General features: G+C 63.3%; 26 protein-coding genes, 1 tRNA gene and 3 pseudogenes. 13 read left to right on the top strand and 17 right to left on the bottom strand.

What is annotated here, in order from left to right; all coding sequences use genetic code 11:
* The first annotated feature begins 1 nt into the window (after window position 1).
* The 3 genes from bufB to ABGN05_RS00245 are packed head-to-tail and all read left to right on the top strand — an operon-like array spanning window position 2 to window position 2,354.
* Window positions 2–916, top strand: coding sequence for an MNIO family bufferin maturase (gene bufB / locus ABGN05_RS00255; RefSeq protein WP_367951990.1), 915 nt, complete (start codon window positions 2–4; stop codon window positions 914–916).
* Entirely contained in the window at window positions 900–1,715 is an 816-nt protein-coding gene (locus ABGN05_RS00250; protein ID WP_367951989.1) for an HvfC/BufC family peptide modification chaperone, read from the top strand. Before bufB ends, ABGN05_RS00250 begins: the two co-directional genes overlap by 17 nt.
* Window positions 1,716–1,754: 39 nt before the next feature.
* Window positions 1,755–2,354 carry a DoxX family protein gene (locus tag ABGN05_RS00245; RefSeq protein WP_367951988.1) on the top strand — a complete coding sequence of 200 codons (600 nt, stop codon included), beginning with the start codon at window positions 1,755–1,757 and terminating at the stop codon, window positions 2,352–2,354.
* A 90-nt stretch (window positions 2,355–2,444) separates the two neighbouring features.
* Here the strand turns inward: ABGN05_RS00245 and ABGN05_RS00240 are convergent, their stop codons facing one another.
* Window positions 2,445–2,912 (bottom strand): Hsp20 family protein, encoded by a 468-nt coding sequence (locus ABGN05_RS00240; protein ID WP_367951987.1) that lies wholly within the window; start codon window positions 2,910–2,912, stop codon window positions 2,445–2,447.
* Window positions 2,913–3,474: 562 nt separating this feature from the next.
* Here ABGN05_RS00240 and ABGN05_RS00235 point away from each other — a divergent pair.
* Complete coding sequence (locus ABGN05_RS00235; RefSeq protein WP_367951986.1) at window positions 3,475–3,960, top strand: RICIN domain-containing protein; 486 nt, start codon at window positions 3,475–3,477, stop codon at window positions 3,958–3,960.
* Window positions 3,961–4,409: 449 nt separating this feature from the next.
* Window positions 4,410–5,402 carry an alpha/beta fold hydrolase gene (locus ABGN05_RS00230; RefSeq protein WP_367951985.1) on the top strand — a complete coding sequence of 331 codons (993 nt, stop codon included), beginning with the start codon at window positions 4,410–4,412 and terminating at the stop codon, window positions 5,400–5,402.
* Here ABGN05_RS00230 and hisN read toward each other — a convergent pair.
* Together hisN and ABGN05_RS00220 are read right to left on the bottom strand one after the other, a co-directional pair.
* Window positions 5,399–6,175 (bottom strand): histidinol-phosphatase, encoded by a 777-nt coding sequence (hisN, locus tag ABGN05_RS00225; RefSeq protein ID WP_367951984.1) that lies wholly within the window; start codon window positions 6,173–6,175, stop codon window positions 5,399–5,401. The genes ABGN05_RS00230 and hisN overlap by 4 nt on opposite strands.
* Before the next feature lie 250 nt (window positions 6,176–6,425).
* On the bottom strand, window positions 6,426–7,313 hold the full coding sequence (locus ABGN05_RS00220) for an N-formylglutamate amidohydrolase (protein ID WP_367951983.1): 888 nt from the start codon (window positions 7,311–7,313) through the stop codon (window positions 6,426–6,428).
* Between the two features lie 198 nt (window positions 7,314–7,511).
* Here ABGN05_RS00220 and cpdR point away from each other — a divergent pair, with 198 nt between their 5' ends.
* Both cpdR and ABGN05_RS00210 read left to right on the top strand, forming a co-directional pair.
* Window positions 7,512–7,874 carry a cell cycle two-component system response regulator CpdR gene (cpdR, locus tag ABGN05_RS00215; RefSeq protein WP_008835384.1) on the top strand — a complete coding sequence of 121 codons (363 nt, stop codon included), beginning with the start codon at window positions 7,512–7,514 and terminating at the stop codon, window positions 7,872–7,874.
* Window positions 7,875–8,014: 140 nt separating this feature from the next.
* A tRNA-Val gene (locus tag ABGN05_RS00210) sits at window positions 8,015–8,089 on the top strand.
* 540 nt (window positions 8,090–8,629) lie between these two features.
* On the opposite strand, the gene ABGN05_RS00205 is transcribed toward ABGN05_RS00210, so the two are convergent.
* Window positions 8,630–9,196 (bottom strand): nuclear transport factor 2 family protein, encoded by a 567-nt coding sequence (locus ABGN05_RS00205; protein WP_367951982.1) that lies wholly within the window; start codon window positions 9,194–9,196, stop codon window positions 8,630–8,632.
* A gap of 304 nt (window positions 9,197–9,500) precedes the next feature.
* Window positions 9,501–9,677 (bottom strand): hypothetical protein, encoded by a 177-nt coding sequence (locus ABGN05_RS00200; protein ID WP_373695870.1) that lies wholly within the window; start codon window positions 9,675–9,677, stop codon window positions 9,501–9,503.
* A 6-nt stretch (window positions 9,678–9,683) separates the two neighbouring features.
* On the opposite strand from ABGN05_RS00200, the pseudogene ABGN05_RS00195 reads away from it, so the two are divergent.
* Window positions 9,684–9,779, top strand: a pseudogene (locus tag ABGN05_RS00195) (IS5/IS1182 family transposase); the annotation flags it as partial.
* Window positions 9,780–10,112: 333 nt separating this feature from the next.
* Window positions 10,113–10,826: a sugar phosphate isomerase/epimerase family protein gene (locus ABGN05_RS00190; protein WP_373695869.1), complete on the top strand. Its 714-nt coding sequence runs from the start codon at window positions 10,113–10,115 to the stop codon at window positions 10,824–10,826.
* Window positions 10,827–11,005: 179 nt separating this feature from the next.
* Here the strand turns inward: ABGN05_RS00190 and ABGN05_RS00185 are convergent, their stop codons facing one another.
* The 6 genes from ABGN05_RS00185 to ABGN05_RS00160 are packed head-to-tail and all read right to left on the bottom strand — an operon-like array spanning window position 11,006 to window position 16,309.
* Entirely contained in the window at window positions 11,006–11,797 is a 792-nt protein-coding gene (locus tag ABGN05_RS00185) for an SDR family NAD(P)-dependent oxidoreductase (protein ID WP_367951980.1), read from the bottom strand.
* 37 nt (window positions 11,798–11,834) lie between these two features.
* Window positions 11,835–12,524 (bottom strand): NIPSNAP family protein, encoded by a 690-nt coding sequence (locus ABGN05_RS00180; protein ID WP_367951979.1) that lies wholly within the window; start codon window positions 12,522–12,524, stop codon window positions 11,835–11,837.
* On the bottom strand, window positions 12,521–13,222 hold the full coding sequence (locus tag ABGN05_RS00175) for a hypothetical protein (protein ID WP_367951978.1): 702 nt from the start codon (window positions 13,220–13,222) through the stop codon (window positions 12,521–12,523). Before ABGN05_RS00175 ends, ABGN05_RS00180 begins: the two co-directional genes overlap by 4 nt.
* A 9-nt stretch (window positions 13,223–13,231) precedes the next feature.
* Window positions 13,232–14,431 carry a cytochrome P450 gene (locus ABGN05_RS00170; protein ID WP_367951977.1) on the bottom strand — a complete coding sequence of 400 codons (1,200 nt, stop codon included), beginning with the start codon at window positions 14,429–14,431 and terminating at the stop codon, window positions 13,232–13,234.
* A 16-nt stretch (window positions 14,432–14,447) separates the two neighbouring features.
* Window positions 14,448–15,245, bottom strand: a complete 798-nt coding sequence (locus tag ABGN05_RS00165) for a shikimate dehydrogenase family protein (RefSeq protein ID WP_367951976.1) — start codon at window positions 15,243–15,245, stop codon at window positions 14,448–14,450.
* A 47-nt stretch (window positions 15,246–15,292) separates the two neighbouring features.
* Complete coding sequence (locus ABGN05_RS00160; RefSeq protein WP_367953105.1) at window positions 15,293–16,309, bottom strand: TRAP transporter substrate-binding protein DctP; 1,017 nt, start codon at window positions 16,307–16,309, stop codon at window positions 15,293–15,295.
* Between the two features lie 199 nt (window positions 16,310–16,508).
* Between ABGN05_RS00160 and ABGN05_RS00155 the strand changes: the two are divergent.
* Window positions 16,509–16,839, top strand: a pseudogene (locus ABGN05_RS00155) (IS110 family transposase); the annotation flags it as partial.
* Window positions 16,840–16,994: 155 nt separating this feature from the next.
* Here ABGN05_RS00155 and ABGN05_RS00150 read toward each other — a convergent pair.
* The 6 genes and pseudogenes from ABGN05_RS00150 to ABGN05_RS00125 all read right to left on the bottom strand — a co-directional run bounded on the left by ABGN05_RS00150 (window position 16,995) and on the right by ABGN05_RS00125 (window position 19,737).
* Window positions 16,995–17,447 (bottom strand): DNA adenine methylase, encoded by a 453-nt coding sequence (locus ABGN05_RS00150; protein WP_367951975.1) that lies wholly within the window; start codon window positions 17,445–17,447, stop codon window positions 16,995–16,997.
* 33 nt (window positions 17,448–17,480) lie between these two features.
* Window positions 17,481–17,636: a DNA adenine methylase gene (locus ABGN05_RS00145; RefSeq protein ID WP_367951974.1), complete on the bottom strand. Its 156-nt coding sequence runs from the start codon at window positions 17,634–17,636 to the stop codon at window positions 17,481–17,483.
* Between the two features lie 242 nt (window positions 17,637–17,878).
* Window positions 17,879–19,090, bottom strand: a complete 1,212-nt coding sequence (locus ABGN05_RS00140; RefSeq protein ID WP_367951973.1) for a tyrosine-type recombinase/integrase — start codon at window positions 19,088–19,090, stop codon at window positions 17,879–17,881.
* 23 nt (window positions 19,091–19,113) lie between these two features.
* A pseudogene (locus ABGN05_RS00135) lies at window positions 19,114–19,248 on the bottom strand (helix-turn-helix domain-containing protein); the annotation flags it as partial.
* 67 nt (window positions 19,249–19,315) lie between these two features.
* Window positions 19,316–19,582: a hypothetical protein gene (locus ABGN05_RS00130; protein ID WP_367951972.1), complete on the bottom strand. Its 267-nt coding sequence runs from the start codon at window positions 19,580–19,582 to the stop codon at window positions 19,316–19,318.
* Window positions 19,582–19,737 (bottom strand): hypothetical protein, encoded by a 156-nt coding sequence (locus ABGN05_RS00125; protein WP_367951971.1) that lies wholly within the window; start codon window positions 19,735–19,737, stop codon window positions 19,582–19,584. Before ABGN05_RS00125 ends, ABGN05_RS00130 begins: the two co-directional genes overlap by 1 nt.
* Before the next feature lie 111 nt (window positions 19,738–19,848).
* Between ABGN05_RS00125 and ABGN05_RS00120 the strand changes: the two genes are divergently transcribed.
* From ABGN05_RS00120 to ABGN05_RS00110, 3 genes are all read left to right on the top strand, one after another.
* Complete coding sequence (locus ABGN05_RS00120; RefSeq protein ID WP_367951970.1) at window positions 19,849–20,193, top strand: Arc family DNA-binding protein; 345 nt, start codon at window positions 19,849–19,851, stop codon at window positions 20,191–20,193.
* A gap of 173 nt (window positions 20,194–20,366) precedes the next feature.
* A complete protein-coding gene (locus ABGN05_RS00115; RefSeq protein WP_367951969.1) occupies window positions 20,367–21,137 on the top strand; it encodes a HipA family kinase in 771 nt (256 codons plus the stop codon).
* Window positions 21,121–21,921 carry a DUF3037 domain-containing protein gene (locus ABGN05_RS00110; RefSeq protein ID WP_367951968.1) on the top strand — a complete coding sequence of 267 codons (801 nt, stop codon included), beginning with the start codon at window positions 21,121–21,123 and terminating at the stop codon, window positions 21,919–21,921. Before ABGN05_RS00115 ends, ABGN05_RS00110 begins: the two co-directional genes overlap by 17 nt.
* Window positions 21,922–21,954: the final 33 nt, after the last annotated feature.

The following is a 21,954-nucleotide window of genomic DNA, read 5'->3' as shown; positions in this document are numbered from 1 at the left end:
GATGAACGCGCATTCGCAGATCCGATCCTCGCACCGGCTCCGCTTTCCGGATCATCCGGTCGCGGGCAAGGCCGGAGCGAGCTTCAAGCCGGAGCACTTCGATGCGATTGCGGAAGACTCCGGCTTTGGCGGGTTCTTCGAGGTCCACGCCGAGAACTACATGGGCGCCGGTGGACCGCCCCACCTCGCGCTCGCGGCGATCCGGCAGCGCTTTCCCGTTTCCATGCATGGCGTGTGCATGTCGATCGGCGGGCCGCAGCGGCTCGACGAGGAACATCTGGCGCGTTTCGCCGGCGTGGTCGAACGCTACGAGCCGGCTCTGGTATCCGAGCATCTCGCCTGGTCGACGCACGACGACGTCTTCTTCAGCGACCTGCTTCCGCTGCCATATACCAATGCCACGCTCGCCCATGTCTGCGCCCATGTCGACCAGGTGCAGGAGGCGATCGGCCGCCGCATCCTCATGGAGAATCCGGCGACCTACGTGCTGTTTGACGAGTCCACATGGTCGGAGACCGAGTTCATCCGCGAGATGGCGCTGCGCACGGGATGCGGCCTGTTGCTGGACGTCAACAACGTCTTCGTCTCCGCCACGAACCACCGCTTCTCCGCGATGGACTATCTCGACGAATTCCCGCTGCATCTCGTCGGTGAGATCCACCTGGCAGGCCATGACGAGCAGGCCGACGACGAAGGCCGGCCGCTCCTGATCGACACGCACGACCGTCCCGTGCCGGACCCCGTCTGGTCGCTCTACGAAACGGTGATCGGCCGCATCGGCCCGGTCCCGACGCTCGTGGAATGGGACAGCGACATTCCCGAGTGGCACGTCCTGCGCGCCGAGGCGGAGGCGGCAGGACGCATTCTCGAACGCAACGCGAGCATGGCGGAGGCGAGGCATGGAACGCGCGGCTGAGGTCGGCCGTCCCGGTCTGCCGGCACCGGGCGAAGCCGCCGGAGGGTATGCCGCCGCTTTCGCAGCCTGCCTGCTCGATCCGGACCGCAACGCGCCGGAGAACATCGCGGCTCCCGGTGGCGGGCGCGCCGCGAAGCGCTTCGCAGTCTACCGCAACAACGTGGCGGCGAGCCTCGTCAACGCGCTGGCCGACATCTACCCCGCCACCGCGAGGATCGCAGGCGAGGAATTCTTCCGCGCCATGGCACTCGTCTTCGCCCGCTCGTCCCCTCCCCGCTCGCGCGTGCTCAGCGAATACGGGCACGATTTCCCGGGCTTCATCGCAGGCTTCGAGCCGGCGGCCCGGATGCCCTACCTTGCCGACGTGGCGCGGCTGGAGCGCGCTTGGCTGGACGCCTATCACGCGGCCGATGCGCCGCCGCTGGACCCGCGGGCGCTCGGCGAACTGCCGCCCGAGGACCTGGCCTCGGCCCGCTTCACCCCGCACCCGGCCATGCGGCTGGTCCGGTCCCGCTTCGCCGTGGTGTCGATCCTGGAGGCGAATCGCGGCGATGCCGGCAACGCCGGCAGGATCAGGGGCGATGTCGCCGAGGACGCGCTCGTCACGCGGCCGCGTGCCAGGGTCGAGGTGCGGCGGCTTGAACCCGGCTGCGCCGTCTTCCTGGAATGCCTCGCGGCAGGCGCTTCGCTGGCACTGGCGGTCGAAGAGGCGTTCGCGGAGGAACCCGCCTTCGATCCCGGCAAGGCGATCGCCTTGATGCTCGAAGCCCGCGCCTTCAGCGCGGTAATTCAGGACTGATCAGCGGGCATTCCCGTCCGCCAGATCCGGAGGAGTCTCATGTCGTACCTGATGGAAAAAATCGCCAGGCTGCACGCCTCGGTGTTCGGCACGATCGAGCGGGTGCTGGACGGCTGGTTCCTCGGCCTTCTCGCGCGCTTCGTCTTCGCCGCCGTGCTGTGGATGTATTTCCTCAATTCGGCGCGCACGAAGGTCGGCGACGGCCTGCTCGGCTTCTTCACAGTCAGCGACAACGCCTACTACCAGATTGCCCTTCCCGCAGTCGAAGCGGCCGGGGGCGACGTCAGCCAGGTGTCCTTCATTCCCTGGGGCGCGATGGTGTGGGCCGGCACCTATGCGGAGTTCGTGCTGCCGGTCCTGATCGTGCTCGGGCTTTTCGCGCGTATCGCGGCGCTCGGCATGATCGCCTTCATCGCGGTGCAGTCGATCGTCGACGTCACAGTCCACGCCGTCGGCCCCGAGACGATAGGCAGCCTGTTCGACCGCTTTCCGGATGCAGCGATCCTCGACCAGCGGCTGCTCTGGGTGTTCCCGCTCGTCTATGTCGCGGTGAGGGGTGCGGGCGCGATTTCGCTCGACGCCCTGCTGTCGCGCGGACGGACCCGGGCGCATGGCGCGGTCGCCGCTCCCGCCGGTTGAGCCGGACGCACGACATCAAAAAGGGCGGCCCGTTTCGGAGCCGCCCAGCATCGGCCTTCAAGGCCGGTCAGCAAGGGTGGGACTGGCCGCTCAGGCGGCTTTCGCCTCGATCTGCTTCGAAGACCTGGCGCCGCCATTGGCAATGGCGATCTTCCGGGGCTTCATCTCCTCCGGAATGTTGCGCTTCAGGTCGATGTGAAGCAGGCCGTTCTTAAGCTCGGCGCCGTTGACCTCGACATGGTCGGCAAGCTGGAAGCGACGCTCGAAGGCGCGCGAGGCAATGCCGCGATAGAGGACCTCGGTGCTCTCGCCGTTCTCGGTCTCGGCCTTCTCGCCCTTGATCGTCAGCACGTTGCGGTGAGCCTCGATCGAGATCTCGTCCTCGCCGAAGCCAGCAACCGCCATGGTGATGCGATAGGCATCCTCACCGGTGCGTGCGATGTTGTAGGGGGGATAGGTCTGACCGCCGTCGGGCTGCGAAAGCGAGTCCAGCATCGTGAAGAGCCGGTCGAAACCGACGGTCGAGCGATAGAGGGGGGAAAAATCGACGTGACGCATAGTTGTTCTCCTGTTGAGCAACATCGTGTTTGCGCTTTGACCGACGGCTGAAAATCCAAACTGGCATTCTCTTGTCGGCCAGCGGCCCCGATTTCGGCGACCGCAGCAACGATTTGGGAATTGGGATTTCGGGTTTCAAGACCCTGGAATGAGTACGTGCCGCATCGCTGGTCGCACGGCGGAGCGCACGCCGCCCACTCGAACTGCTTGATTTCCGGCGCGGGGAGAATGCAGGTGCGAAACCGGAAATGGCACTCGCGAGAGTTGAATGTCAGATCTTGCGTCCGGCAGAGAATGCCAACGTTGCAAGGATAGTACTGACATCATCAAACGGTATTATAGAGATCCATTCCGATCCTCCTTCTTGCCAGGGAAAAGCCACACAAACGACAATTTCGTTCATCTATCGTTCATGAGAAATCCTTAAAAATCGCGGCGTACACAAGTCGTGTATATTCGATATTGGGCCTAGGGGGCTTCGATATTTGAACTTTAACACCGATAACGTACTGCAACTTAAAAGGAGAAGATTATGCGAAATATTCTTGCTATTGCTATTGTAATGGCATTTCCTGTCCTTGCGGCAGCGCAGGACTTTCCGAGTGGCTACTTCAAGCTCACCACGCAGTTTCGCGAGGGCTCGAACGAATGCCTCGAAGGCAACCAGAGGGGTGGCTCCATGAACGGGGCAGCCTTCATGGACTCCTGCCAGAACGTCTCCGGACAGCTGTGGAAGGCCATTCCGGCCGGAAACGGCTACGTCAAGCTCACCACCCAGTTCCGCGAAGGTTCGAACGAGTGCCTGGAAGGCAACCAGCGGGGCGGCTCCATGAACGGCGCGGCCTTCATGGACTCCTGCCAGAACGTTTCTGGACAGTTGTGGAAGATGATGCCGGCTGGCAACGGCTACTTCAAGCTCACCACGATGTTCCGCGAGGGCCAGAACGAATGCCTCGAAGGCAACCAGCGGGGCGGCTCCATGAACGGCGCGGCCTTCATGGACTCCTGCCAGAACGTCTCAGGTCAGTTGTGGCGCGTCGGACAGTAGGCTCCGCCGGCACAGCGGGCGCCGCCGCTTAGCGGGGTGGTGCCTGCCGCGTCGCAGTGCCAAACGGCCTCGTCACGTTTCGTCCGGCTTGCCGGATGGGTTGGCTCGCGGGATCGACCGATCCCGCGAGCCATTTCGTTTGCAGTCCCGTCCGGGGACCCGATCCCCGTCTTCGTAAGAGAAAATCGCTCCATCGGGACATGAACGCCACATGAACGGCCCCTTCCGCTTCCGTTCAGGTGCGCGCGGCTATCTTCCGCTCGACCAACAAGAAGCGGCGCGGCCGACAAAGGCCCCGCGATCGGTTCGGTCCGGGTGTAACGTCCCTTCCTCCCGGATCGGCATAGGCCGGAGGCGCCCCATCGCCTCCGGCCTTCAGTTTGTATTGCGTTCGGGCGGAGCGGCTCGAAGACTTTGCTTTTGAATCCTCTCCCTTCTATCAGAGGCTCATGGACGCCACCCAGGAACCCGCGCCCGCCGCGGCGCCCGTCCCGGAGATTCTCTTCGGAACGGCCGACAACGAAATCCCGCCACGCGCCCGCGCCGGTTATCTCAAGGCGCGCGACGGCCGCCGGCTTCGCTACGGGGTGTTCGCCGCGGGCGGCCGGCCCCGCAGGGGCACGGTGGTCATTCTCCAGGGTCGCAACGAGAGCATCGAGAAGTACTTCGAAACGATCGGCGACCTGTCCGTCCGGGGCCTGGGAACCGCCATCATGGACTGGCGCGGCCAGGGCGGATCGGATCGCCTGATCCGCGATCCCGAGCGCGGATACGTCGACAGCTTCCGGGACTACGTCGCCGACCTCGACCGCTTCTTCGAGGAGATCGTGCTGCCCGACTGTCCCGGACCGTTCTATATCCTTGCCCACTCCACCGGCGCGCTGGTCGCGCTCATGGCGGCACCGGAACTCGTCAACCGCGTCCGCCGCATGGTGCTGACGTCGCCGCTGCTGAGCCTCGAAGGCCTTCCTGTCTCGATGCTCACCGTCCGGCGCATCGCGACCCTTCTCTACAGTCTCGGCCTCGGCTCCATGTATCTCGGAGGCGGCCCCCGCTCGGCCGGAAGGACGGCCTTCGCCACCAACACGCTGACCTCGGACTTCCGCCGCTATGCGCGCAACACCGGCATCTACCTGCGGCATCCAGAACTCGGCCTCGGCGGCCCGACCGTGACATGGATCCTGGCGGCCTGCCGCGCCATCGCACGGGTGACGGATCCGGATTTCATGGCACGCATTCAGGTCCCGACACTCATCATCGCGGCCGGCGCCGACGAGGTCGTCTCGACCCCCGCCATCGAGGAGTATGCCATGGCGCTGAAGTCGGGTTCGCTGCTCACCATCGACGGAGCCCGCCACGAACTCCTGCAGGAGGCGGACGCCTACCGCGAGCAGTTCCTCGCCGCTTTCGACGCCTTCGTTCCGGGTGGCGACGTTTCCTAAATCTTGCCTTGGATCGCCTTCATCGCCGCTTCGTGAAGCTCGGGACTCGCCGCGGCGATGATGTCGCCGCCCGCTTCGGCCGGACCGCCCTCAAACGTCGTCACCACGCCGCCCGCCTTCTCGATGATCGGGATCAGCGCCACGATGTCGTAGGACTGCAATCCGGCATCCACCGCGATGTCGGCGTAGCCGGCCGCGACCATGGCGAAGCCGTAGCAGTCGGTGCCGTAGCGCGTCAGCCGCGCGGCGCGCTCCAGCCGGTCGTAGCGCACCCGCAGATCGCCCGTGAAAAGCGCCGGCGTGGTGGTGAAGACGGTCGCCTGGGAGAGGTCGGCGATGCGCCGCGTCGTGAGCCGGCGCGAACCGCCCGGCCCTTCGTAGAAAGCGCCGTCGCCGGTGGCGAAATAGAGTTCGCCGGTGAACGGCTGGGACATCATCCCGCACACGGCCCGTCCCCCGACGGTCAGGCCGACGAGCGTTCCCCACAGGGGAATGCCGGAGATGAAGGCACGCGTTCCGTCGATCGGATCGATCACCCAGACCCGGTCGGAACCGCCGTTCTCCGTGCCGTGCTCCTCGCCGAGAATACCATCGCCCGGATATTCGGCCCGGATCAGTTCCCGGATCACCCGCTCGGCTTCGCGATCCGCCTCGGTGACAGGGTCGAAGCCGGCATCGAACTTGTTGGAGACGACACCTGCGGCGCGGAACCGCGGCAAGGTTTCCTTCGCCGCAGCCGCCGCCATCGCGCGCAGGAACTCCGTCATGTCCATCCGTCACCTCTTCGAGCTGTTGTATTTCTGTCACATTGATGCCGCGACACACCGCGCGCAAGCGCTTCCGTAGCTGTTTTGCACGAGAGGCGCTTGACAATTGTGCATCGCACAATATGCTTCTTCATGAACGGTTTATTCCGTTCTGCCCTCCTTGGGCGTTTCCTCCCTAGACTTCGACCGCGTCGTGAAAACGATGCGGTCTTTTTTTTCGCCCGCCTCGGAGAGGTTACCGCGCCCGAATATGCCGCTATTCGGCCGCGAGCGGCCGCTCGTCGGCGAACGGCGCCGAGCGGAGCAGGAGGGTCATGAAGCGCGAAATGTCCTTCGCCAGCGGCTCGAAGCCGCTCGACTTCCGATAGGTCCGCTCGTTCATGTAGAGGCCGCGGTTCACCTCGATCTGCAGGGCATGCAGGCCGCGCGCCGGCCGGCCGTAATGCTCGGTGATGAAGCCTCCCGCATAGGGCTTGTTGTGGGCGACCGTATATCCGAGCGAGGTGAGGATGCCGATCGTGGCCTCGGTCATGGCGGCCGAGGCGGAGGCGCCGAAGCGGTCTCCCACGATGAAATCCGGCCGGATGCCGGACTCGCCCAGCCGGATGCTCGCCGGCATGGAGTGGCAGTCGATCAGCGCCGCTACGCCGAACCGCGCCTGCGTGGCCACGATCAGCCGCCTGAGGCTTTCGTGATAGGGCTTGTAGATCAGGTTGATACGCCCGACCGCCTCGTCGAGCGGTATCTTCCCGCCGTATATTTCCTGTCCCTCGCCGACGATCCTGGGCACCGTGCCGAGCCCGCCGGCCACCCGCGCCGAACGGACGTTGGCGAAGGGCGGCGGCGTTTCGAGGAACATGCGCGGATCGAGTTCCCACGGCTCGCGGTTGACGTCGAGATAGGCGCGCGGGAAGTTCGCCGCCAGCATCGGCGCGCCCAGCGCGAGCGACTCGCGGAAGAGTTCGTCCACGAAGCAGTCTTCCGAGCGGCGGATCGCATCGCGGTCGAGCCGCGCCATCGCCAGGAAGCGCTGCGGGTAGTGTCTTCCGCTGTGGGGGGAGTTGAAGACGAAGGGAACAGTCTGGCGCTCGGGCTGCCGCACCTCGAAGGGAGCGGTGTCGCGGAAGTCGGTCTCGGTGCTCATGGGCGGGGAACCCGCTGGTGGGTGGCGATCATCGCTGGAACGTGCCACCGGGACCAACGCCTGTCCAGTCCGTCTCCATCCCCGGCGAGCCCGCGAGATGGCGGAATTCACTTGATGTTTACCCTGTCTCCCTCATATATCCGCCGTGGTGAACGGGTGGGACCGCGTCTGCCCGGCAGGTGATTCGGACGGGAGCACATGGCGAGAATCCTTCTTGCTGAAGACGACGACGACATGCGCCGCTTCCTGGTGAAGGCGCTCGAGCGCGCCGGCTACGACGTCAGCGATTTCGACAACGGCGCCAGCGCCTACGAGCGGCTGCGCGAGGAGCCTTTCTCGCTGCTTCTGACCGACATCGTGATGCCGGAGATGGACGGGATCGAACTCGCCCGCCGAGCCACCGAGATCGACCCCGACCTCAAGGTGATGTTCATTACCGGCTTCGCCGCCGTCGCGCTCAATCCCGATTCGAAGGCACCCAAGGACGCCAAGGTCCTGTCGAAGCCCTTCCACCTGCGCGACCTCGTCAACGAGGTCGAGAAGATGCTGCAGGCCGCCTGACCGGGCTGCCGACAAGGTCCGGCGCGGCCCCGGCCGGCGGCGCCGGCGCGAACGGGACCGACCGCGTGTTCGATGTTCCGGCGGAGGCGTTTTTGTCATTGACGGCCCCGCGCATTGTGTGGTGTATGCGCGGCGCTGATGGGCGTGTAGCTCAGCGGGAGAGCACTACGTTGACATCGTAGGGGTCACAGGTTCAATCCCTGTCACGCCCACCATCATTTCAGGCACTTAGCGGAGCCCCTACCCGCCTCCGCACAGAAACCGAACAGAATCCTCATTTCTGCGGCTCCTGCGTGTTGACCCAAACGGCCTTGCCGCCGGGTTCAATGACCGTTTTTGCAATGTCCTCGCGCCAGCTTGCACCGCGCTGAATTACCAGCGCGTGAGATGGACCAAGGGGTCGGCTCGCATACCGCGACGGAGGTAATCCTTGGTCCTCGCGAAATCCCCGGCAGGACCGACCCCAAGAATGCGAAGCGGCTTTCTCTCGTTCGACCGCATGTCATGCCAGAAGTCGATTTCCTCAACTCCCGCCTCGGAGATCCAGCCGGCGTCGACCAACAACTGGAGGCGCTGCCTCGGCTCGAACTGATCGATGTCCACAAAGACGCTCGTGGATCTGTGCCGCTAAGCCATGGTTCAAACCTCCGCTGCGTTCTTCTGCCAGTCCGGGTGGTGAGGAAGTCGAGGCTGAGCTGACGCATCGTCTCTCCGATGGGATTCAAGTGCGCGGCATGGCACTCCGAAGCGGCTGGCTACTTCAACATGCCGTAGAGCGGATCGCCGGGTCCGCGAACATGCGCCACCGAGACCGGAGGACCGTTTCGGACCGGCACGCGCTTCGCGTCGACCTCCTCGATCACGACCACGCGATTGGCGATCTTCCACTCCCCGGCCCGCCGCTCAAAACGATCGATCATTCGCGCATACATCACGACCGCGAGCCGCTCCCCCTTATTGAGTTCCTCTTCGCCGACCCAGGCACGGATGGTTTCGCGGGCTTCGGCGGGATAGGATTGCGGAACGATCACATAGCTTTCCATGACCGCGACGTCGTTTGAAAGGAACTCGATAAGCGTATTAGCGATGAGGTGCATCGACTGATCGATGGAGGCATGCCGGCGCATGATCCATTCGATCAGCCCGTCGACGTCGCCCTTGTAAGATCCATGGTCGTCATGTGCGTCCGAATGATAGGCGCTACGGATCAGGTCCGGGTCGAGTCTGTCGACGCCGCGAGCATAGCGGTACATCGCGTCGCGAATGGCGTCCTTGTCCGCCAACCACCGCAGCGGATCCTCGACGGATGACTGGTCAGGCATGTTCTTCGTCCTCCCTGATCGCAGAACATATCAGCCTTCCCGGACACCGATGAAGTCCCAACGGCTGGGGACGTCAGAAGTCCACGCCGTGCGACGCCGGAGTGACGGTGGCATGGGAGTGTGCCAATGGATTCTCTGTGGCCGACGCCAGGGAGTCGAAGGACGGGAACCAGAGCCGCGCCCAGGCTCAGGACTCATTGGTCAGAGCCAGAAGATGACGGCTTGTGGTCGCTCATCTGGCGTTCAGACAGGAGCAGGATGATCGGCCGTCCGTCAGCATCGCAGACGGTGTGGAGCTTGGAGTTCAGCCCGCCTTTCGTTCGCCCGATACGACGGGGAACATCCCCTTTTCTAACAGGCCCGCCGCCGTGCGGTGGGCCTTCAGATGCGTCGCGTCGATCATGATGCGCTCGGGCTTGGGCCGTTCGCCGGCGAGGCCAGCGAAGATGCGGTCGAACACCCCCATCAGGCTTGAGCGCATGAAGCCCGGCGGGTGGTGAGCGGCATCATCTATGTGATCCGCAACGGGCTGCAGTGGAAGGACGCACGGTCTGGCTACGGTCCGCACAAGACGCTCTACAATCACCAACCCCCGGAACGCCGTGCGGCAGCGGTAAGAATGGCGATATCCGCACCATCTGGCGCTCGCTCAGCAGAAACAAAACACCCGTCGCGGTCTCCTTCTCGGAGACCGTGAATCACATCTCAATCGGAACAAATAGGTCTTGCGCCTAGCTGCCGACCGACCTTCCGAGCCGACAGGGACTGCTCATCGCGTTAGAAACGTCTCTATTCTGTATCGCATCACGACAGGCGGGAGAAAGACATGCGCCCAATATGCATCGACTGGCTAAGCGCTCCCGAACTCGATGCGCCGGGACTCGTACGCGCAGCAGCCGACAATCGGGTGGACCGCGTGAGCCTGATCGTCAATCCAATGTACCCGTTCGCCGACCGCGACCTTGCCGGCGACACCGCGGCTCGACGCGAAACGCGCCGCCTGTGCCGCGACCTTGGAGTCCAGGTAGATTGCATGGAGGTGCTGCGCTTGCATAGTGACACCGATCCGCGCTCCTTCCGGCCGGCCTTCGATTCGGGCGCCTGGCTGGATGCACGCACGGCCGTGGTGCTGGCTTTCGACTCGGACGAGGCGCGGCTGGCCGATCTGCTGGCCATGACCTGCGACGTCGCCGCCGAATACGGGATTGCCGTGGTGACCGAGCTCAACCGGCGCTTCGCACTGAAATCGCTCGAGGACGCCACGCGACTGATCGCGCGCAACGGACGCACCGACTTGGGAGTACAGATCGATTCCATGCACTTTTACCGGTACGGCAGCCGCTGCGAGGACATCGCGCCTCACCGCGACCTGATCGCGCGGGCGCAGATCTGCGACGGTCCCTTGGCCGGTCCCGCCACCGACGAGGAACAAATGATCGAGGGGCGCACCAACCGGCTGCTGCCCGGCGACGGGGAATTGCCGCTGGCCGAATGGCTAGCCGAGATCCCGCAAGGCATCGTGGTCGCGCTTGAGGCTCCGATGCTGCGGCTCGAGGTGCACGAACGTTTGCGCCGCGGCGTCGCCCAACTGCGCGCGCTGGTCGAGCGCGTCGACGGCACGCGAGCCTGACCCGGCTTGATCGGTCTGCTAGAGGCTTCGCCGATCACGGCGCGGCTCGTCCGGTACGGATCGATCCGTGCGGGCCGGAGGCCTGCATGGCACGAAACTCATGCCGTTTTGCATCATCGCACGCCGGTTGATTCCGTGTGCATGGTCACATTGTCCCATGCAGGCTGCGGGAACTAGCTTCAGCCCTGGGCCGGACTCAGCTCGGGAGGGAACCAGCCCGAGGACAGCGCCATGTTGCCGCCATCGACCGGCATGATCACTCCGGTGACATAGGAGGCGTCGTTCGAATTCAGGAAGGCCATCACCGTGGCCTGTTCGCGCGGGTCGGCGGCGCGCCCCAGCGGAGTCTTGCGCGCGCGCGACGCGAAGCGGTCGGGTTCCTCCTTCGTCACCGCCTCGAAGATGCCGGTCATGGTGAAGCCGGGACAGATGCAGTTGACGCGAATGTTGTAGCGCGCCCATTCCACCGCCAGCGATTTGGTGATCCCGACCACGCCGTGCTTTGCCGCGATGTAGCCGACGTCGTTGGGATGCGCGACCAGCCCGCTCAGCGAGGCGACATTGACGATCGCGCCCTTGCGGTTGGGGATCATGCTCTGTCGGGCCACCTCCCGGCAGAAGTAGTAGGTACCGCTCATGTTGACGTTGACCATCTCGTCCCAGACGTCATAGGCCTCGGCCGGACCGTAGGCGGCATATCCCGCGACGTTGAAGAGCGTGTCCACACCGCCCCAGTCGCGCACCACCTGCGCCGTCATCTCGGTCACGAAGGAGCGGTCGCCGATGCTGCCGGCCGCGGCAAGCACCCGCGCCCCCTTCGCGCGCAACTCGTCTTCCACCTCGGCAAGACCCTGTCCGTTCACGTCATTGATCGCGACGGCGGCGCCCCGCGAGGCCATCAGCTGCGCGGTCGCCCGCCCCATCCCCGAGGCGGCGCCGGTGATGATCGCGATCTGGTTTTCGAAACGCATGGGAAGCTCCGGTTCGGGTGTTGGCATCGCTTGGGAATCAAACGTCCGGGTGGGGGTGCGGTGAAAAATCCGCACGGGCGCGGCCATAGGGCGTGGGGCGCAACAGGAAGGCGTCGTGCGACGGCCCGGGCGGTTCGATGGCGGCGCCGTAGGCGGCCAGGGTCCCGACGTCGGGCCACGCGGTCACGCTGACCAGCCGCTGAACGGGCGCGCCGATCAGGGTTTCGAACACCCCGAGCACCTGCCCGCCCGCCGCCTGCATCGCATCCAGTTGCGCGCCAACCATCGCCTCGCCTTTCGCCCGGTCCTGGCCGGAAAGATCGTGCCGGCGCAGTTCGTAGACGCCTTCGACCAGGTCGCCGGCGGCCACGCCGTCGGCACTCCGGTAGCCCGCCCAGAGCGGCGAGGCGCGCATCAGGGCGATGTGCGCGCGTTCGACCCGCTGCTCGCCGGCATAGTTCGCCGTCATCTTCGCGATCCATTCCGGATCGGAATAGAACGCTCCCCAGGCCCGCATCCGGGCGTCGAGGTTGGTCCAGCGCAGAAGATAGCCGTAGATGGGAGCGAATGGCCCGCCCACCCCGGCGAAATGCATCAGCGGCACGTCGAAGCCATGCCGGCGGAAGAGCGGGGGCACGTCTTCGCCCATCTGCCGCGCGAGGCCAGCGAGGCGTGACTGTACCGTTTCATAGATGCGCAACTCGTAGAAAAGCTCGTCCCGCATCATGCGCCCTCCACCAGCGGCTGCAGCAGAATGGACTCCACCTGCCAGAACAGCCGCCGCCGGTGGCGCGCGCGTTCTTCCAGCCGGCGCGCCGCCGTATCCGCCCGCGCATCCAACGCCAGCCATGTATCGGCCGGCAGCAATCCCTCCGGCCAGGCGAGGATGGCGGCAATCAGCGGGCGCTCCGGGCCGATGGCGATCTCGAATAGCCCCGTAACCCGCGCGCCCTCCTCCTGCGCGGCAGTCAGTTCGTGGTCGGCGAGCGCCGTTGCAGCCTCGGTCGCCGCGCCGTTCAGGACTCGGTAGAGCCGCAATTCATGCAGGCCAGAACTCGATACCGCCGTGTGCTGGAGGGAGGATGCAGCGGCCGAATCTATCAGCAACCAGCTTTCGGCGTCGCGGATCAGGCCTCGCGCGCCATCCCAGATCTGGGCCCGCGCCTCTTCCCCGTCCAGCCATGTCCCGAGACTTGCCTGCCGTTCTGTGAGGTTGGGCCAGCGCGTCAGCGTCACCAGACCTGGTCCGCGGCTGCCGAGGCGCACGGTCCAGGCGCCTTCGGGCGGCGGCACCCCCGCCGCGGCGCGCGCGGCCGCGGTGTCCCGGTACCAGCCGCACAATTCCCGGATCGCGCCACCGGGGGCGAGCATGTCGAACCGCAGTTCGAACAGTTGGCGCTTGGTCGTGTCAAGCCAGGTGGTCATGGCATGCCCCTAGTGCAGCCGGAGCGGCAGCGACGATAGCTGGCGCATCTGGTTGACCGGCCGATAGACCGGCGTGCCGGCGAGTTCCATTCGCTCGAAGGCGCGCGACAGCGCGGTCAGGATCACATCGGCCTCGTGCCGGGCCAGCATCTGGCCCAGACACATGTGGATACCATGCCCGAAGCCGACGTGGATGCCGGCAGTCTCCCGCGAAAGGTCGTAGCGGTCCGGCGCGTCGAACTTGCGCGGGTCGCGGTTGGCCGCACCCAGGAACACGCCGATCTTGGCATCCCGCGGCAGACGGGTGCCGGACAGCTCGGTCTCGCCGAGGGTCGTGCGGTAGATCATCTGGAATGGCGATTCGAGCCTTATCGCCTCTTCGACTGCCACGCGCGCCAGCCCGCTGTCGGCGCGCAGCCGCGCCCATTGGTCGGGATTTCTTGCCAGAAGGTGCAGCGTGTGTGAGAGCGAGGTGATGGTGCTGTCGGTGCCCCCGCCCACGAAGGTCAGCAGCATGTTGGCGGCAGTGCCCGGCGTGATCTCGCCCCGATCCTCGCAATCGTACAAGAGTTCGCCGATCGATCCCGGCTGGACGGCGTCGCGTTGGGTAAGGCCCTGGAACCATTCCAGATGGGGTCCTGCGCGCCTGACGGATTCGCGCAGGGTCTCGTTGTCCGGCCCCACCTGGTTGAAGCGCATGTTCGAAATCGCCATCGTGTTGTCACGCGGAAGGTCGATCCCAACGGCGCCGGAAAAGGCGCGCAGCACATAGGTTTCGGCAATGTCGCGCACGCCATCCACGCCGTCGGCGTCGCGGAGTTCATCAATCAACTGGCCAGCGACCGCGTCGAACCCCTCGCGCCAGCCCCGGATCTTGATCGGAGACATCAGGCGCGACAACACCCCGCGCAACGCCGTGTGCGCCGGCGGATCGACCTCGTTCAGCCGGTTGGGTATGCGGTGGTTGCCCGGCTTGCGGATGTCCTGGATGCCGACCCCTCCCGACGATGAAAAGCGTCCCGGATCACCAAGGATTTCCAGCGCTTCCGCATGCCGTCCGGTTGCATAGACGCCATGTGCGGTCAGCCGTACCACCGGGGCACGGTCCCGCAGCGCTTCCTGAAAGGGATAGGGGTTCAGCAGGACCGGCATCGAATATGGATCGATGTCCAGGCTCGGGGCCTCGGCTGCGGGTCGTGAAGGGGCCATGATCTCCTCTTGACGTTCAGAAGCCCCAGAACCGCATCATTTCGCCACGCTGGCCGTCAGCCATCGCGCGAAAGTCAAAGGTTCGGCAGCCAAACCGTTCTACGTGCCGCAGGAACGGCGTCAGGGGCTTGGGCACGATGTCGACCACCACCGTCTTCGGGTCGAGCGCCTCGAAGGTTGCAGGCGGAGGGTCGCCGGGGTTCATGCCAAGCGGGGTGGCATTGACGATGAGATCATGCCCGGCGGGATCGGCGGCGCCGGGCGCAGCGCGGCAGGCCGGATAGGCGGCCGCCACCCCTGCCGCCACCCGCGAGGCTCGCGCGGTATCGATGTCGACCAGGGTCAGCGCCGCCGCGCCCGCTTCGGCGCAGGCGAAAGCGACGGCCGTGCCCGCTCCTCCTGTGCCGATGAGCAACACGCGACGCCCTTCCAGACGCACTCCGGCCTCGGCCAGTCCGGCGATCAGACCGCGTCCGTCGAGGATATCGCCCGACCAGCGGCCGTCAGCCTCCCGCCGCATGATGTTGATCGCGCCCACATGTGTGGCGGCGGGCAGCACGTCATGGACCACCGACAGCGCCTCGGACTTGAAGGGATAGGTGACGATCAGGCCGTGGAAGTTCGGCATCACCATGAGCGCGCCGACAACTTTCGCGAAGCGCCCCGCCGGAACGTGCAGAGGCACCACGACCGAATTCGCCCCTGCGGCCGCCAAACGCGGATTCAGCGCCTGCGGCGTCTGGGTCTGTACGATCGGATCGCCTGCGATTGCATAGAGACGGGTATCGCCGTCGATGAAGGGGATGTCTGGCATGATAATCCGGAGCCGGGGAGGCGCGGCATGGCCGCGCCCTTGTGGGGCTAATGCTTCGCCGCTTCGGCCGCCGCTATGTCGGCTCGGAACTGGGTCAAGATAGCCGCCGGGTCGGCAAGTCCCGCAGCCTTCGCCCGTTCAATCCAGGCGCCTTCCAGCGAGGCGGTCTTTTCCTTCATCGCCGCGACCAGTTCATCGCTGGCATCCACGATGTGGATCGTTCCGCGCGTTTGGGCCGTTTCCAAGGCCTTGGAGTCGGCGCGGTCATAGCCCTGGCCGACCACCTTTGCCAGAACGTCGCCGGAGATCGCCGTGATCGCAGCCTGATCTTCGGACGAGATTTTTTCCCAGGCAGCCTTATTCATGATGACGGATACCGGAGCGTGATACATTCCACCCGGAATGATGGTGCCGTGTGTCACGACCTCAACCATCTTGGACACGACAAGATTTTCCGGACCAGAGAGGCTGCCGTCGAGCGCGCCGGTAGTCAGCATCTCGAACACTTCGCTCGATGGCTTTGTGATCGGCACCGCACCGAGCGCCTCAAGCGAGGCGGTGGTGCCCGTACCGACAGATCGAATTTTCAGCCCCTGCCAGTCCTCGATCTTCTCGATCGGGCGGACGCGGTTGAAGACATGACCCGACGAAGTCAGGAACATGGAAAGGACCTTCACTTCGTCGTACTCGCCGACGGGCTGGAGATGCTGCTCGAACAGCCGGTGGAACAGAGGCGCGATAATCTCGACCGAATTGGTTTCCAGGAACGGCAGCTCTCCCAGTTCGGTGGTGACGAAGCGGCCCGGCGTATAGCCCGGAATGAGCAGTGTCACATCCGCCAGCCCCTCGCGCACGACGTCGAATTGCGAAGCGGCGGTTCCCACGGTCTTGGGCAGCATTTCGATCGCCACTCGGCCATCGGTGACGCGCTCGACTTCATCGAAGTAGGGTAGCAGCAGATCGGTGTTCACCCAGCTGGTGGGCGGCAGCCAGGAAGAATATTTGAGCTCAAGTTCGGCTGCCGAAGCCGCGGATGCCGACAGCCCAATTCCCGCAACCAGCATGGCGGCGTAGATATGGTTGAATTTCATGAAGTCCTCCCTGTAACAACCGGAGGCACGGGGTAGTGCCTTATCGGCCGTAGTGCAGCACTCAAGGCTGCCTAGGACGAGGTTTTCAGAGGGCCGTCCAAGGATCTGTCCCTGACAAAAGGGACCGCCGCGTGCCGCCAGGAAGTGTGGGCAGGCTGATGCACAGGATGACGGCAACTGCATGCCGGTGTCACGGGTGCTTTCGCCGTTCGTGAAGCGGGTGGTGATCGCCCACCCGCTTCAGGTGAAGGCGATCGCACATGCCCAGGTGAAGACCGACAAGGTCGATGCGGGGACCGTGGCGAGCCTGCATGCTGCGGGCTATCCGCCGGAGATCTGGACACCGGATGCCGCCACCGAGCGGATGCGCTGGCTGGTTGCCCGCCGCTACCAAGTGGTGCGATTTCGCCGCACGGATCAAGAACGAGGTGCATGCGATCCTGCGCGCTCATCTGATACCGAAGTGCCCGCACGCCGATCTGTTCAATGGTCGCGGTCGCGCCTAGCTGATGCGCCAGCCGGTGCCCGACGATGTCCATGGTGACTCGCTGCCAGTCAGCGAGGCGATCATCGTAAAGAGCGTCGGCATAGCCGGAGAGCACCACCATGCCGTCCAGTTCGCAGAGGAACTCGAGCAGCTCGGCGTGATTCTCCCGGCTCAGGTCGTGCCGGTACATCCGCCAGGCGAGTTCGTATCGGTTGCCGAGCGCCCGGTTCTCCGGCAGGTAGGCGGGTCGACGTAGTGAAAGCTGGCGGCGCTGTCGTGTTTGGCCAACACTTCGCTGGCGTCCCGGTTCTCGATGACGAAGCCCTGCAATCGCTCCACCGTCACGGCAAGCGCGTCGGGCCAGTTCTTCCAGTCCGTCGCCGGCGCGGTGCCGCTTCTGGACGAGTTCGCGCGAAAGCCGGTCGATCGGTGCCCCCTATCCTGGCTCGCGTGCGCATTGGAGCCGAATCCCATGAACGCGCGAACGACCAGCCGGCGTGAGCGCTCGATGGGATCATCGGTGGGCTCATACGCCTCGCGGAACTCGGTCCGGCCGAAATTGGTCAGACGGATCACCCGTTCTAGCTCGCAGGCCTGCGCCAGATCCCGCAGCACCCGGAACATCGTGACAGCCTCGTCGTCCAGGTCGTTGTAGACCTAGCAATAGCAGCGCGACTTGCGGATCAGCACGGACGCCGCGCCGCCGAACGGCTCGACATAAGCCCGGTGCGGTGGGAAGTGCGAAATGATCCATGGGGCGAGCCGCCGCTTGCCGCCGTGCCATCGCAGCACCGGGCGCGATGGAGCGATCATTTGCGGCCCAACTCCCTGACTAAAGCGAGCCAGAGCACGCAATAGCAGGCGATGACCCAAGTCGGGCCGTCGACTGCATAGCCCAGCCATTTGGCGATACCCAGGATCACGAGGCACCCGCCAATCGGGACGACCGCCGACGTCACCGCCGGGCTCCGCACAGATACCGCACAGATACGTCTCGGGAGTTCCCGGCCGATATGGCTGGTTCTCGTGCGAAAACGCCTGAAAACCCTGTAAAATCAGGCTGAGCTATACGTTGACATCGTAGGGGTCACAGGTTCAATCCCTGTCACGCCCACCATTCGGCCCCTTGAAATGGCACAGAAATCCGCTTCGGCGGATTTTTCTTTTTCTGGCGACTGACACGCAACTGACACGCAAAGCCCTTTCGGCACGGGCAGCGACACTCCCAAGTCCCCGAAGTAGCCGTCAATCGCCTCCCGCCCCTTCGATAGGTAGTCAGGCGAGAACTCGGCATAGACTTCCGTGACACCCGGCGTGCGATGCCCCAAGAGGCCGGACACTTCCCATGCTGGAACGCCCCGTTTGCGAAGCTCCACCGCCATCGTGTGGCGAAGGCTGTATGCGGTAATGTCGTCGGACAGCCCTGCCGCCCGCACCACGGTCTTGAAGCCCTTCTTGATGTCCGCGATTGGCGCGCCATGCCAGTTCACGAACCGCTTCACGTCCTTCCGCTGGAGGAACGGTAGCAGCGTGTCCGTGATCGGCACGATAGGCCGGTACTTCTTCGTCTGCTTCCTGCCCTTCGGGTTCAGGTGGATATGGCGGTCATCAAGCCGCACCTGTGCGGGAGCAAGGTCTAGGATGGCGTCCGGCCTCGCCAGCGTATTCAGGGCGATCACGACATACGCATACAGATGCGGCCATTCCTGCACCTTGGTCAGGAGGGTCTTCATTTCTGTCTTGTCCAGCCGGTAAGGCTCTTTAGCGTCAGACCTATCGGTCAGGTCCATGATAAACGGGCGGGACGTGATCTCGCCGTGCTTCCACGCCATGTTGATCGCAGCCCGTCCAACCGACAGGGTGCGGCTCACGTAGCTGTTGGCGTAACCCTTCGCCGACAGCCACGCGATGAACTCCTTCTGGCGAGGGATGGACAGGTCCGCAACGCTCCCCTCCTTCCAAAACTCATTCCAGTACCCGAGCGCATATTGCGCCGCTTCGCGGGACGGTAGGTTCTTCCCGTGCGCTTCCCAATACCGGACGAAGATCGTCGCCAGCGGCATGTCAGCGGGGGCGTGGTCTTTGAACGTTGCCTGCTTGGTGACGAACTCGGCTAGGGCGACTTTGGCGTCTTGAAAGTCTTCTGTGCCAAGAGATACGCGCTTTGTTTGTCGGGAATGGGCGTCATACCAAGTGGCTTTCCAGACGGGTGAGTTTTTGTGCTGGGAGAGGTAGTAGGCTCCGATTTCAAAACGGTCTTCGGGCATGGCTTTGAACTCTTACTCGCGACATAGGATTGGAGGTCTTCCAACGTGTATTGGGCACGATTGCCGACCTTGGCATGGCCGATCTCCCCGCGCTTCCTGATCCGCTGGAGGGTGAAGACGGAGACCCCCAGCCAAGCAGCGGCTTCCCGTTCCGACATGCGGTCGGAAAGCAGCTTGGCTGGAGCGCCCCGCATCATGCGAATGACGTCTTTCATGCCGCCCGATTTAGGCATCGCCTTTGCCGGTCTTGATGAAAATGCTCCCATCAGGGAAGTGGATTACAACGCCTTCCCGCGATGCTGCGGGTCTGCCGCTATCGGCGACCCCTTCCCCGTAACCGACGCGATACACATTCGGGTACTGTGCGCGGCTGAAATCAGCCCACATCGGTTTGCCTTCGTAGCCAGCGACATACCCCGCCAAGAACGCTGATTTCTCATAGGGATCGACGTAATCGTGAGCGGCGAGGCGAGCTTCGGGTTGAAATGGCATTACGCGGCCTCCTGCTTCTGATCGGCATCGCGGGCAGCTTCCAAGAGTTGAACAAGCTCGCCAGTCAGTGTCCGGTGGTTTGATGCGGCGCGACCCTCCAGCCAAACCTTGAGGTCGGCAGGAACGCGAAACAGAATGGATTTGCGGTTTGTCATTGTCTTCGCCCTTCGATACGAGTTGATAGTTTTCGTATCATATCGACTATCAACTCGTATCGCAAGACTATCAAGCGTTGACGCGCCGAGCCGGGCTGCTAACCTGTTCCCATGAGCAAGACCTACCCCAGCCAATCACTGAAACAGGTGCTGTTGCGCATTCCCGACGAAATGCGTGACAAATTGGAAGAAGCCGCCAAAGAGAACGGCAGGTCTCTCACCGCAGAAGTCATCGCTCGATTGGAAAGTACATTTCCCGCCAGTGAACCGTGGCTAAGCAGGATGCAGCGGTCGCCATCTATCAAGATAGAAAAGCGCTTGCTTGCCGTAGAGGCTGGCCTTGAAGGCCGGCTTGAAGCGCTTGAAAAGCAGCTATCCGTGCTCGTCCAAGACCACGTATCGCAAGAGGAGTTTGCGGATTTAGCAAATCTGGTCAGGTCAAGATTATCTGAATAATCCGCCCCCAAGTTGGCGTTTCAACACGGTCTCCCCGCGGCAAGAAGCTTGCCAACCAACCGCTTTCGGCTTTCAACACTTTGGATTGAAATGCTGCGCTGCTCCCGATAGACTTCGACGGGGATCGGGTTCGGGTCGAAGCGGATAGCGGCGGCACGGCATGCGGAGGGGGAATGGCTCTAGCGCCTGCACAGGTGAATGTTCCGCAACTCGTGGCGCTGGACGCGCTATTTTGCGGAGCAGCCGATTTCGGAAGTCAGGATACCAATGAGGGCTGCTTCTGCGGCGATGCAGGTACGTTTGTCATCAAGAAGAACAACGTGCATCCGGGGCTGCCCCACTGTGAGTGGTTCTGTTCCTCACTTGCCGCAGCGGTGGGAGTGCCTCAGGTACCATTCAGCATCGTTCGACACCCAGACGGAAACCTTTGGTTCGGCTCACAATGGATGAATGGCAAGACAAGGGATTGGTGGAACCTCGCTGTTCAAGGAACAATTGACTTTGCAGCTCTCGCCGACGACCTCTCTCGAATTTATGCATTCGATCTGTTCGTCCATAACGTCGATAGGCACGCCAATAACTTCATGGTTGTGCCGGACGGCAATACACACAAAGTTCTTTCCTTCGACTATTCTAGATCATGGATAGTAAATGGGTTTCCGCCGCCCGGATTGATGATCGATCCATTGATCCCGACAGTGAGCGTAAAAAACTGGCTGAAAAATCAATTCGGTAACTACATATCGATAAACGCCGCAATTGAAGTCTTAGATCGAATTGAAGCGTTGGATGCCGGAGGTGTTCAGCGGATCATCGGCGCGCACCCGAAGGACTGGTTGACCCAACAAGAGGAGGATGCGATCAATGACTGGTGGGGGAACGGCATGGTGTCGGCCAGAGTGGCAGCGATCAAAACTGGCTTGAACGATGGCACACTCACATAGATTTTCCATCATCCAAGCCCGCCCTGACGCGATGCGGTCAGAGAGGGTCAATGTCGGCGTGGTCGTCATAGGCCCCGACGGGCTTGATGTACGACTGACAGAGGTGCGGAAGCTTCTACACCTTACCGGGCATAGGTGGGACGAGATTGCACAGGCCTATCGGGATGCGCTGTCAACGATTGAAATAGCCGACCTCGAAGCACAGTTTGCTCGTCATGGTTCCGCTCGCGGAACCATGCAGAGTGAGGTTTTTGTTCTTGGCAAACCCGGAGAAATTCGGGCTCGCTCCCCTGAGGAATATGAGACGGCAGTCCGCAGAATACTCTCCACCTTCGTGGATAAACCCCAATTGTCGCGCCGCGAAAAACAACAGAAAATCAACACGGAAATCTCGCAGATGTTGCGCCAAGTGGGGGTGCTAGGCGAGCGCGGACAGCGTCTGGACGAAGGAAAAGTCGTACCGAAATTCGTCATTTCGGAAGAAAAGGAGATAGTCGCTGACTTCGCTTATAGGCCGAACGGTCTCAAGGTTGTCTCAACCTTGGAGTTGCGGGGAGTATCGACAGGTGCTCATGCGAAGGCGTGCGAGAAGGGTGCGACGCTCTACTTTGCCAAGCAGAAATTTGGTGCCGAGGTAAAGCCTTTTGGGGTTTACGCGGTCACGCCTGATCAGCGTGACATCCATAAAGGTGAGATTGAGATTTTAACGAGTTTCGCGGACGGGAACGCCTTCAATTGGATGGACCCGAAGGACCGGCAGAAGTTCAAGGCCGCTCTGTACTAAGCTCGCTCGGAGGGCGCACGCATCAAGCACGTG

The organism is Aquibium pacificum (assembly GCF_040839445.1).
GTDB lineage: Bacteria > Pseudomonadota > Alphaproteobacteria > Rhizobiales > Rhizobiaceae > Aquibium > Aquibium pacificus.
Note: the sequence above shows the minus strand (reverse complement) of the source record. Positions and strands in the feature narration are given on the sequence as shown.

Excerpts from the sequence above, each read along its gene's own strand:
- ABGN05_RS00185 (WP_367951980.1), bottom strand. The coding sequence starts at position 11,797 with ATGCGTTTCGAAAACCAGATCGCGATCATCACCGGCGCCGCCTCGGGG.
- ABGN05_RS00170 (WP_367951977.1), bottom strand. The coding sequence starts at position 14,431 with ATGGCCCCTTCACGACCCGCAGCCGAGGCCCCGAGCCTGGACATCGAT.
- ABGN05_RS00240 (WP_367951987.1), bottom strand. The coding sequence starts at position 2,912 with ATGCGTCACGTCGATTTTTCCCCCCTCTATCGCTCGACCGTCGGTTTC.
- ABGN05_RS00245 (WP_367951988.1), top strand. The coding sequence starts at position 1,755 with ATGTCGTACCTGATGGAAAAAATCGCCAGGCTGCACGCCTCGGTGTTC.
- cpdR (WP_008835384.1), top strand. The coding sequence starts at position 7,512 with ATGGCGAGAATCCTTCTTGCTGAAGACGACGACGACATGCGCCGCTTC.
- ABGN05_RS00160 (WP_367953105.1), bottom strand. The coding sequence starts at position 16,309 with ATGCTGGTTGCGGGAATTGGGCTGTCGGCATCCGCGGCTTCGGCAGCC.
- ABGN05_RS00175 (WP_367951978.1), bottom strand. The coding sequence starts at position 13,222 with ATGACCACCTGGCTTGACACGACCAAGCGCCAACTGTTCGAACTGCGG.
- ABGN05_RS00235 (WP_367951986.1), top strand. The coding sequence starts at position 3,475 with ATGGCATTTCCTGTCCTTGCGGCAGCGCAGGACTTTCCGAGTGGCTAC.
- ABGN05_RS00150 (WP_367951975.1), bottom strand. The coding sequence starts at position 17,447 with ATGTTCCGGGTGCTGCGGGATCTGGCGCAGGCCTGCGAGCTAGAACGG.
- ABGN05_RS00230 (WP_367951985.1), top strand. The coding sequence starts at position 4,410 with ATGGACGCCACCCAGGAACCCGCGCCCGCCGCGGCGCCCGTCCCGGAG.
- ABGN05_RS00220 (WP_367951983.1), bottom strand. The coding sequence starts at position 7,313 with ATGAGCACCGAGACCGACTTCCGCGACACCGCTCCCTTCGAGGTGCGG.
- ABGN05_RS00200 (WP_373695870.1), bottom strand. The coding sequence starts at position 9,677 with ATGCGCTCAAGCCTGATGGGGGTGTTCGACCGCATCTTCGCTGGCCTC.
- ABGN05_RS00125 (WP_367951971.1), bottom strand. The coding sequence starts at position 19,737 with ATGACAAACCGCAAATCCATTCTGTTTCGCGTTCCTGCCGACCTCAAG.
- ABGN05_RS00145 (WP_367951974.1), bottom strand. The coding sequence starts at position 17,636 with ATGATCGCTCCATCGCGCCCGGTGCTGCGATGGCACGGCGGCAAGCGG.
- ABGN05_RS00250 (WP_367951989.1), top strand. The coding sequence starts at position 900 with ATGGAACGCGCGGCTGAGGTCGGCCGTCCCGGTCTGCCGGCACCGGGC.
- ABGN05_RS00130 (WP_367951972.1), bottom strand. The coding sequence starts at position 19,582 with ATGCCATTTCAACCCGAAGCTCGCCTCGCCGCTCACGATTACGTCGAT.
- ABGN05_RS00140 (WP_367951973.1), bottom strand. The coding sequence starts at position 19,090 with ATGCCCGAAGACCGTTTTGAAATCGGAGCCTACTACCTCTCCCAGCAC.
- bufB (WP_367951990.1), top strand. The coding sequence starts at position 2 with ATGAACGCGCATTCGCAGATCCGATCCTCGCACCGGCTCCGCTTTCCG.
- ABGN05_RS00115 (WP_367951969.1), top strand. The coding sequence starts at position 20,367 with ATGGCTCTAGCGCCTGCACAGGTGAATGTTCCGCAACTCGTGGCGCTG.
- ABGN05_RS00120 (WP_367951970.1), top strand. The coding sequence starts at position 19,849 with ATGAGCAAGACCTACCCCAGCCAATCACTGAAACAGGTGCTGTTGCGC.
- ABGN05_RS00165 (WP_367951976.1), bottom strand. The coding sequence starts at position 15,245 with ATGCCAGACATCCCCTTCATCGACGGCGATACCCGTCTCTATGCAATC.
- ABGN05_RS00180 (WP_367951979.1), bottom strand. The coding sequence starts at position 12,524 with ATGATGCGGGACGAGCTTTTCTACGAGTTGCGCATCTATGAAACGGTA.
- ABGN05_RS00110 (WP_367951968.1), top strand. The coding sequence starts at position 21,121 with ATGGCACACTCACATAGATTTTCCATCATCCAAGCCCGCCCTGACGCG.
- hisN (WP_367951984.1), bottom strand. The coding sequence starts at position 6,175 with ATGGACATGACGGAGTTCCTGCGCGCGATGGCGGCGGCTGCGGCGAAG.
- ABGN05_RS00205 (WP_367951982.1), bottom strand. The coding sequence starts at position 9,196 with ATGCCTGACCAGTCATCCGTCGAGGATCCGCTGCGGTGGTTGGCGGAC.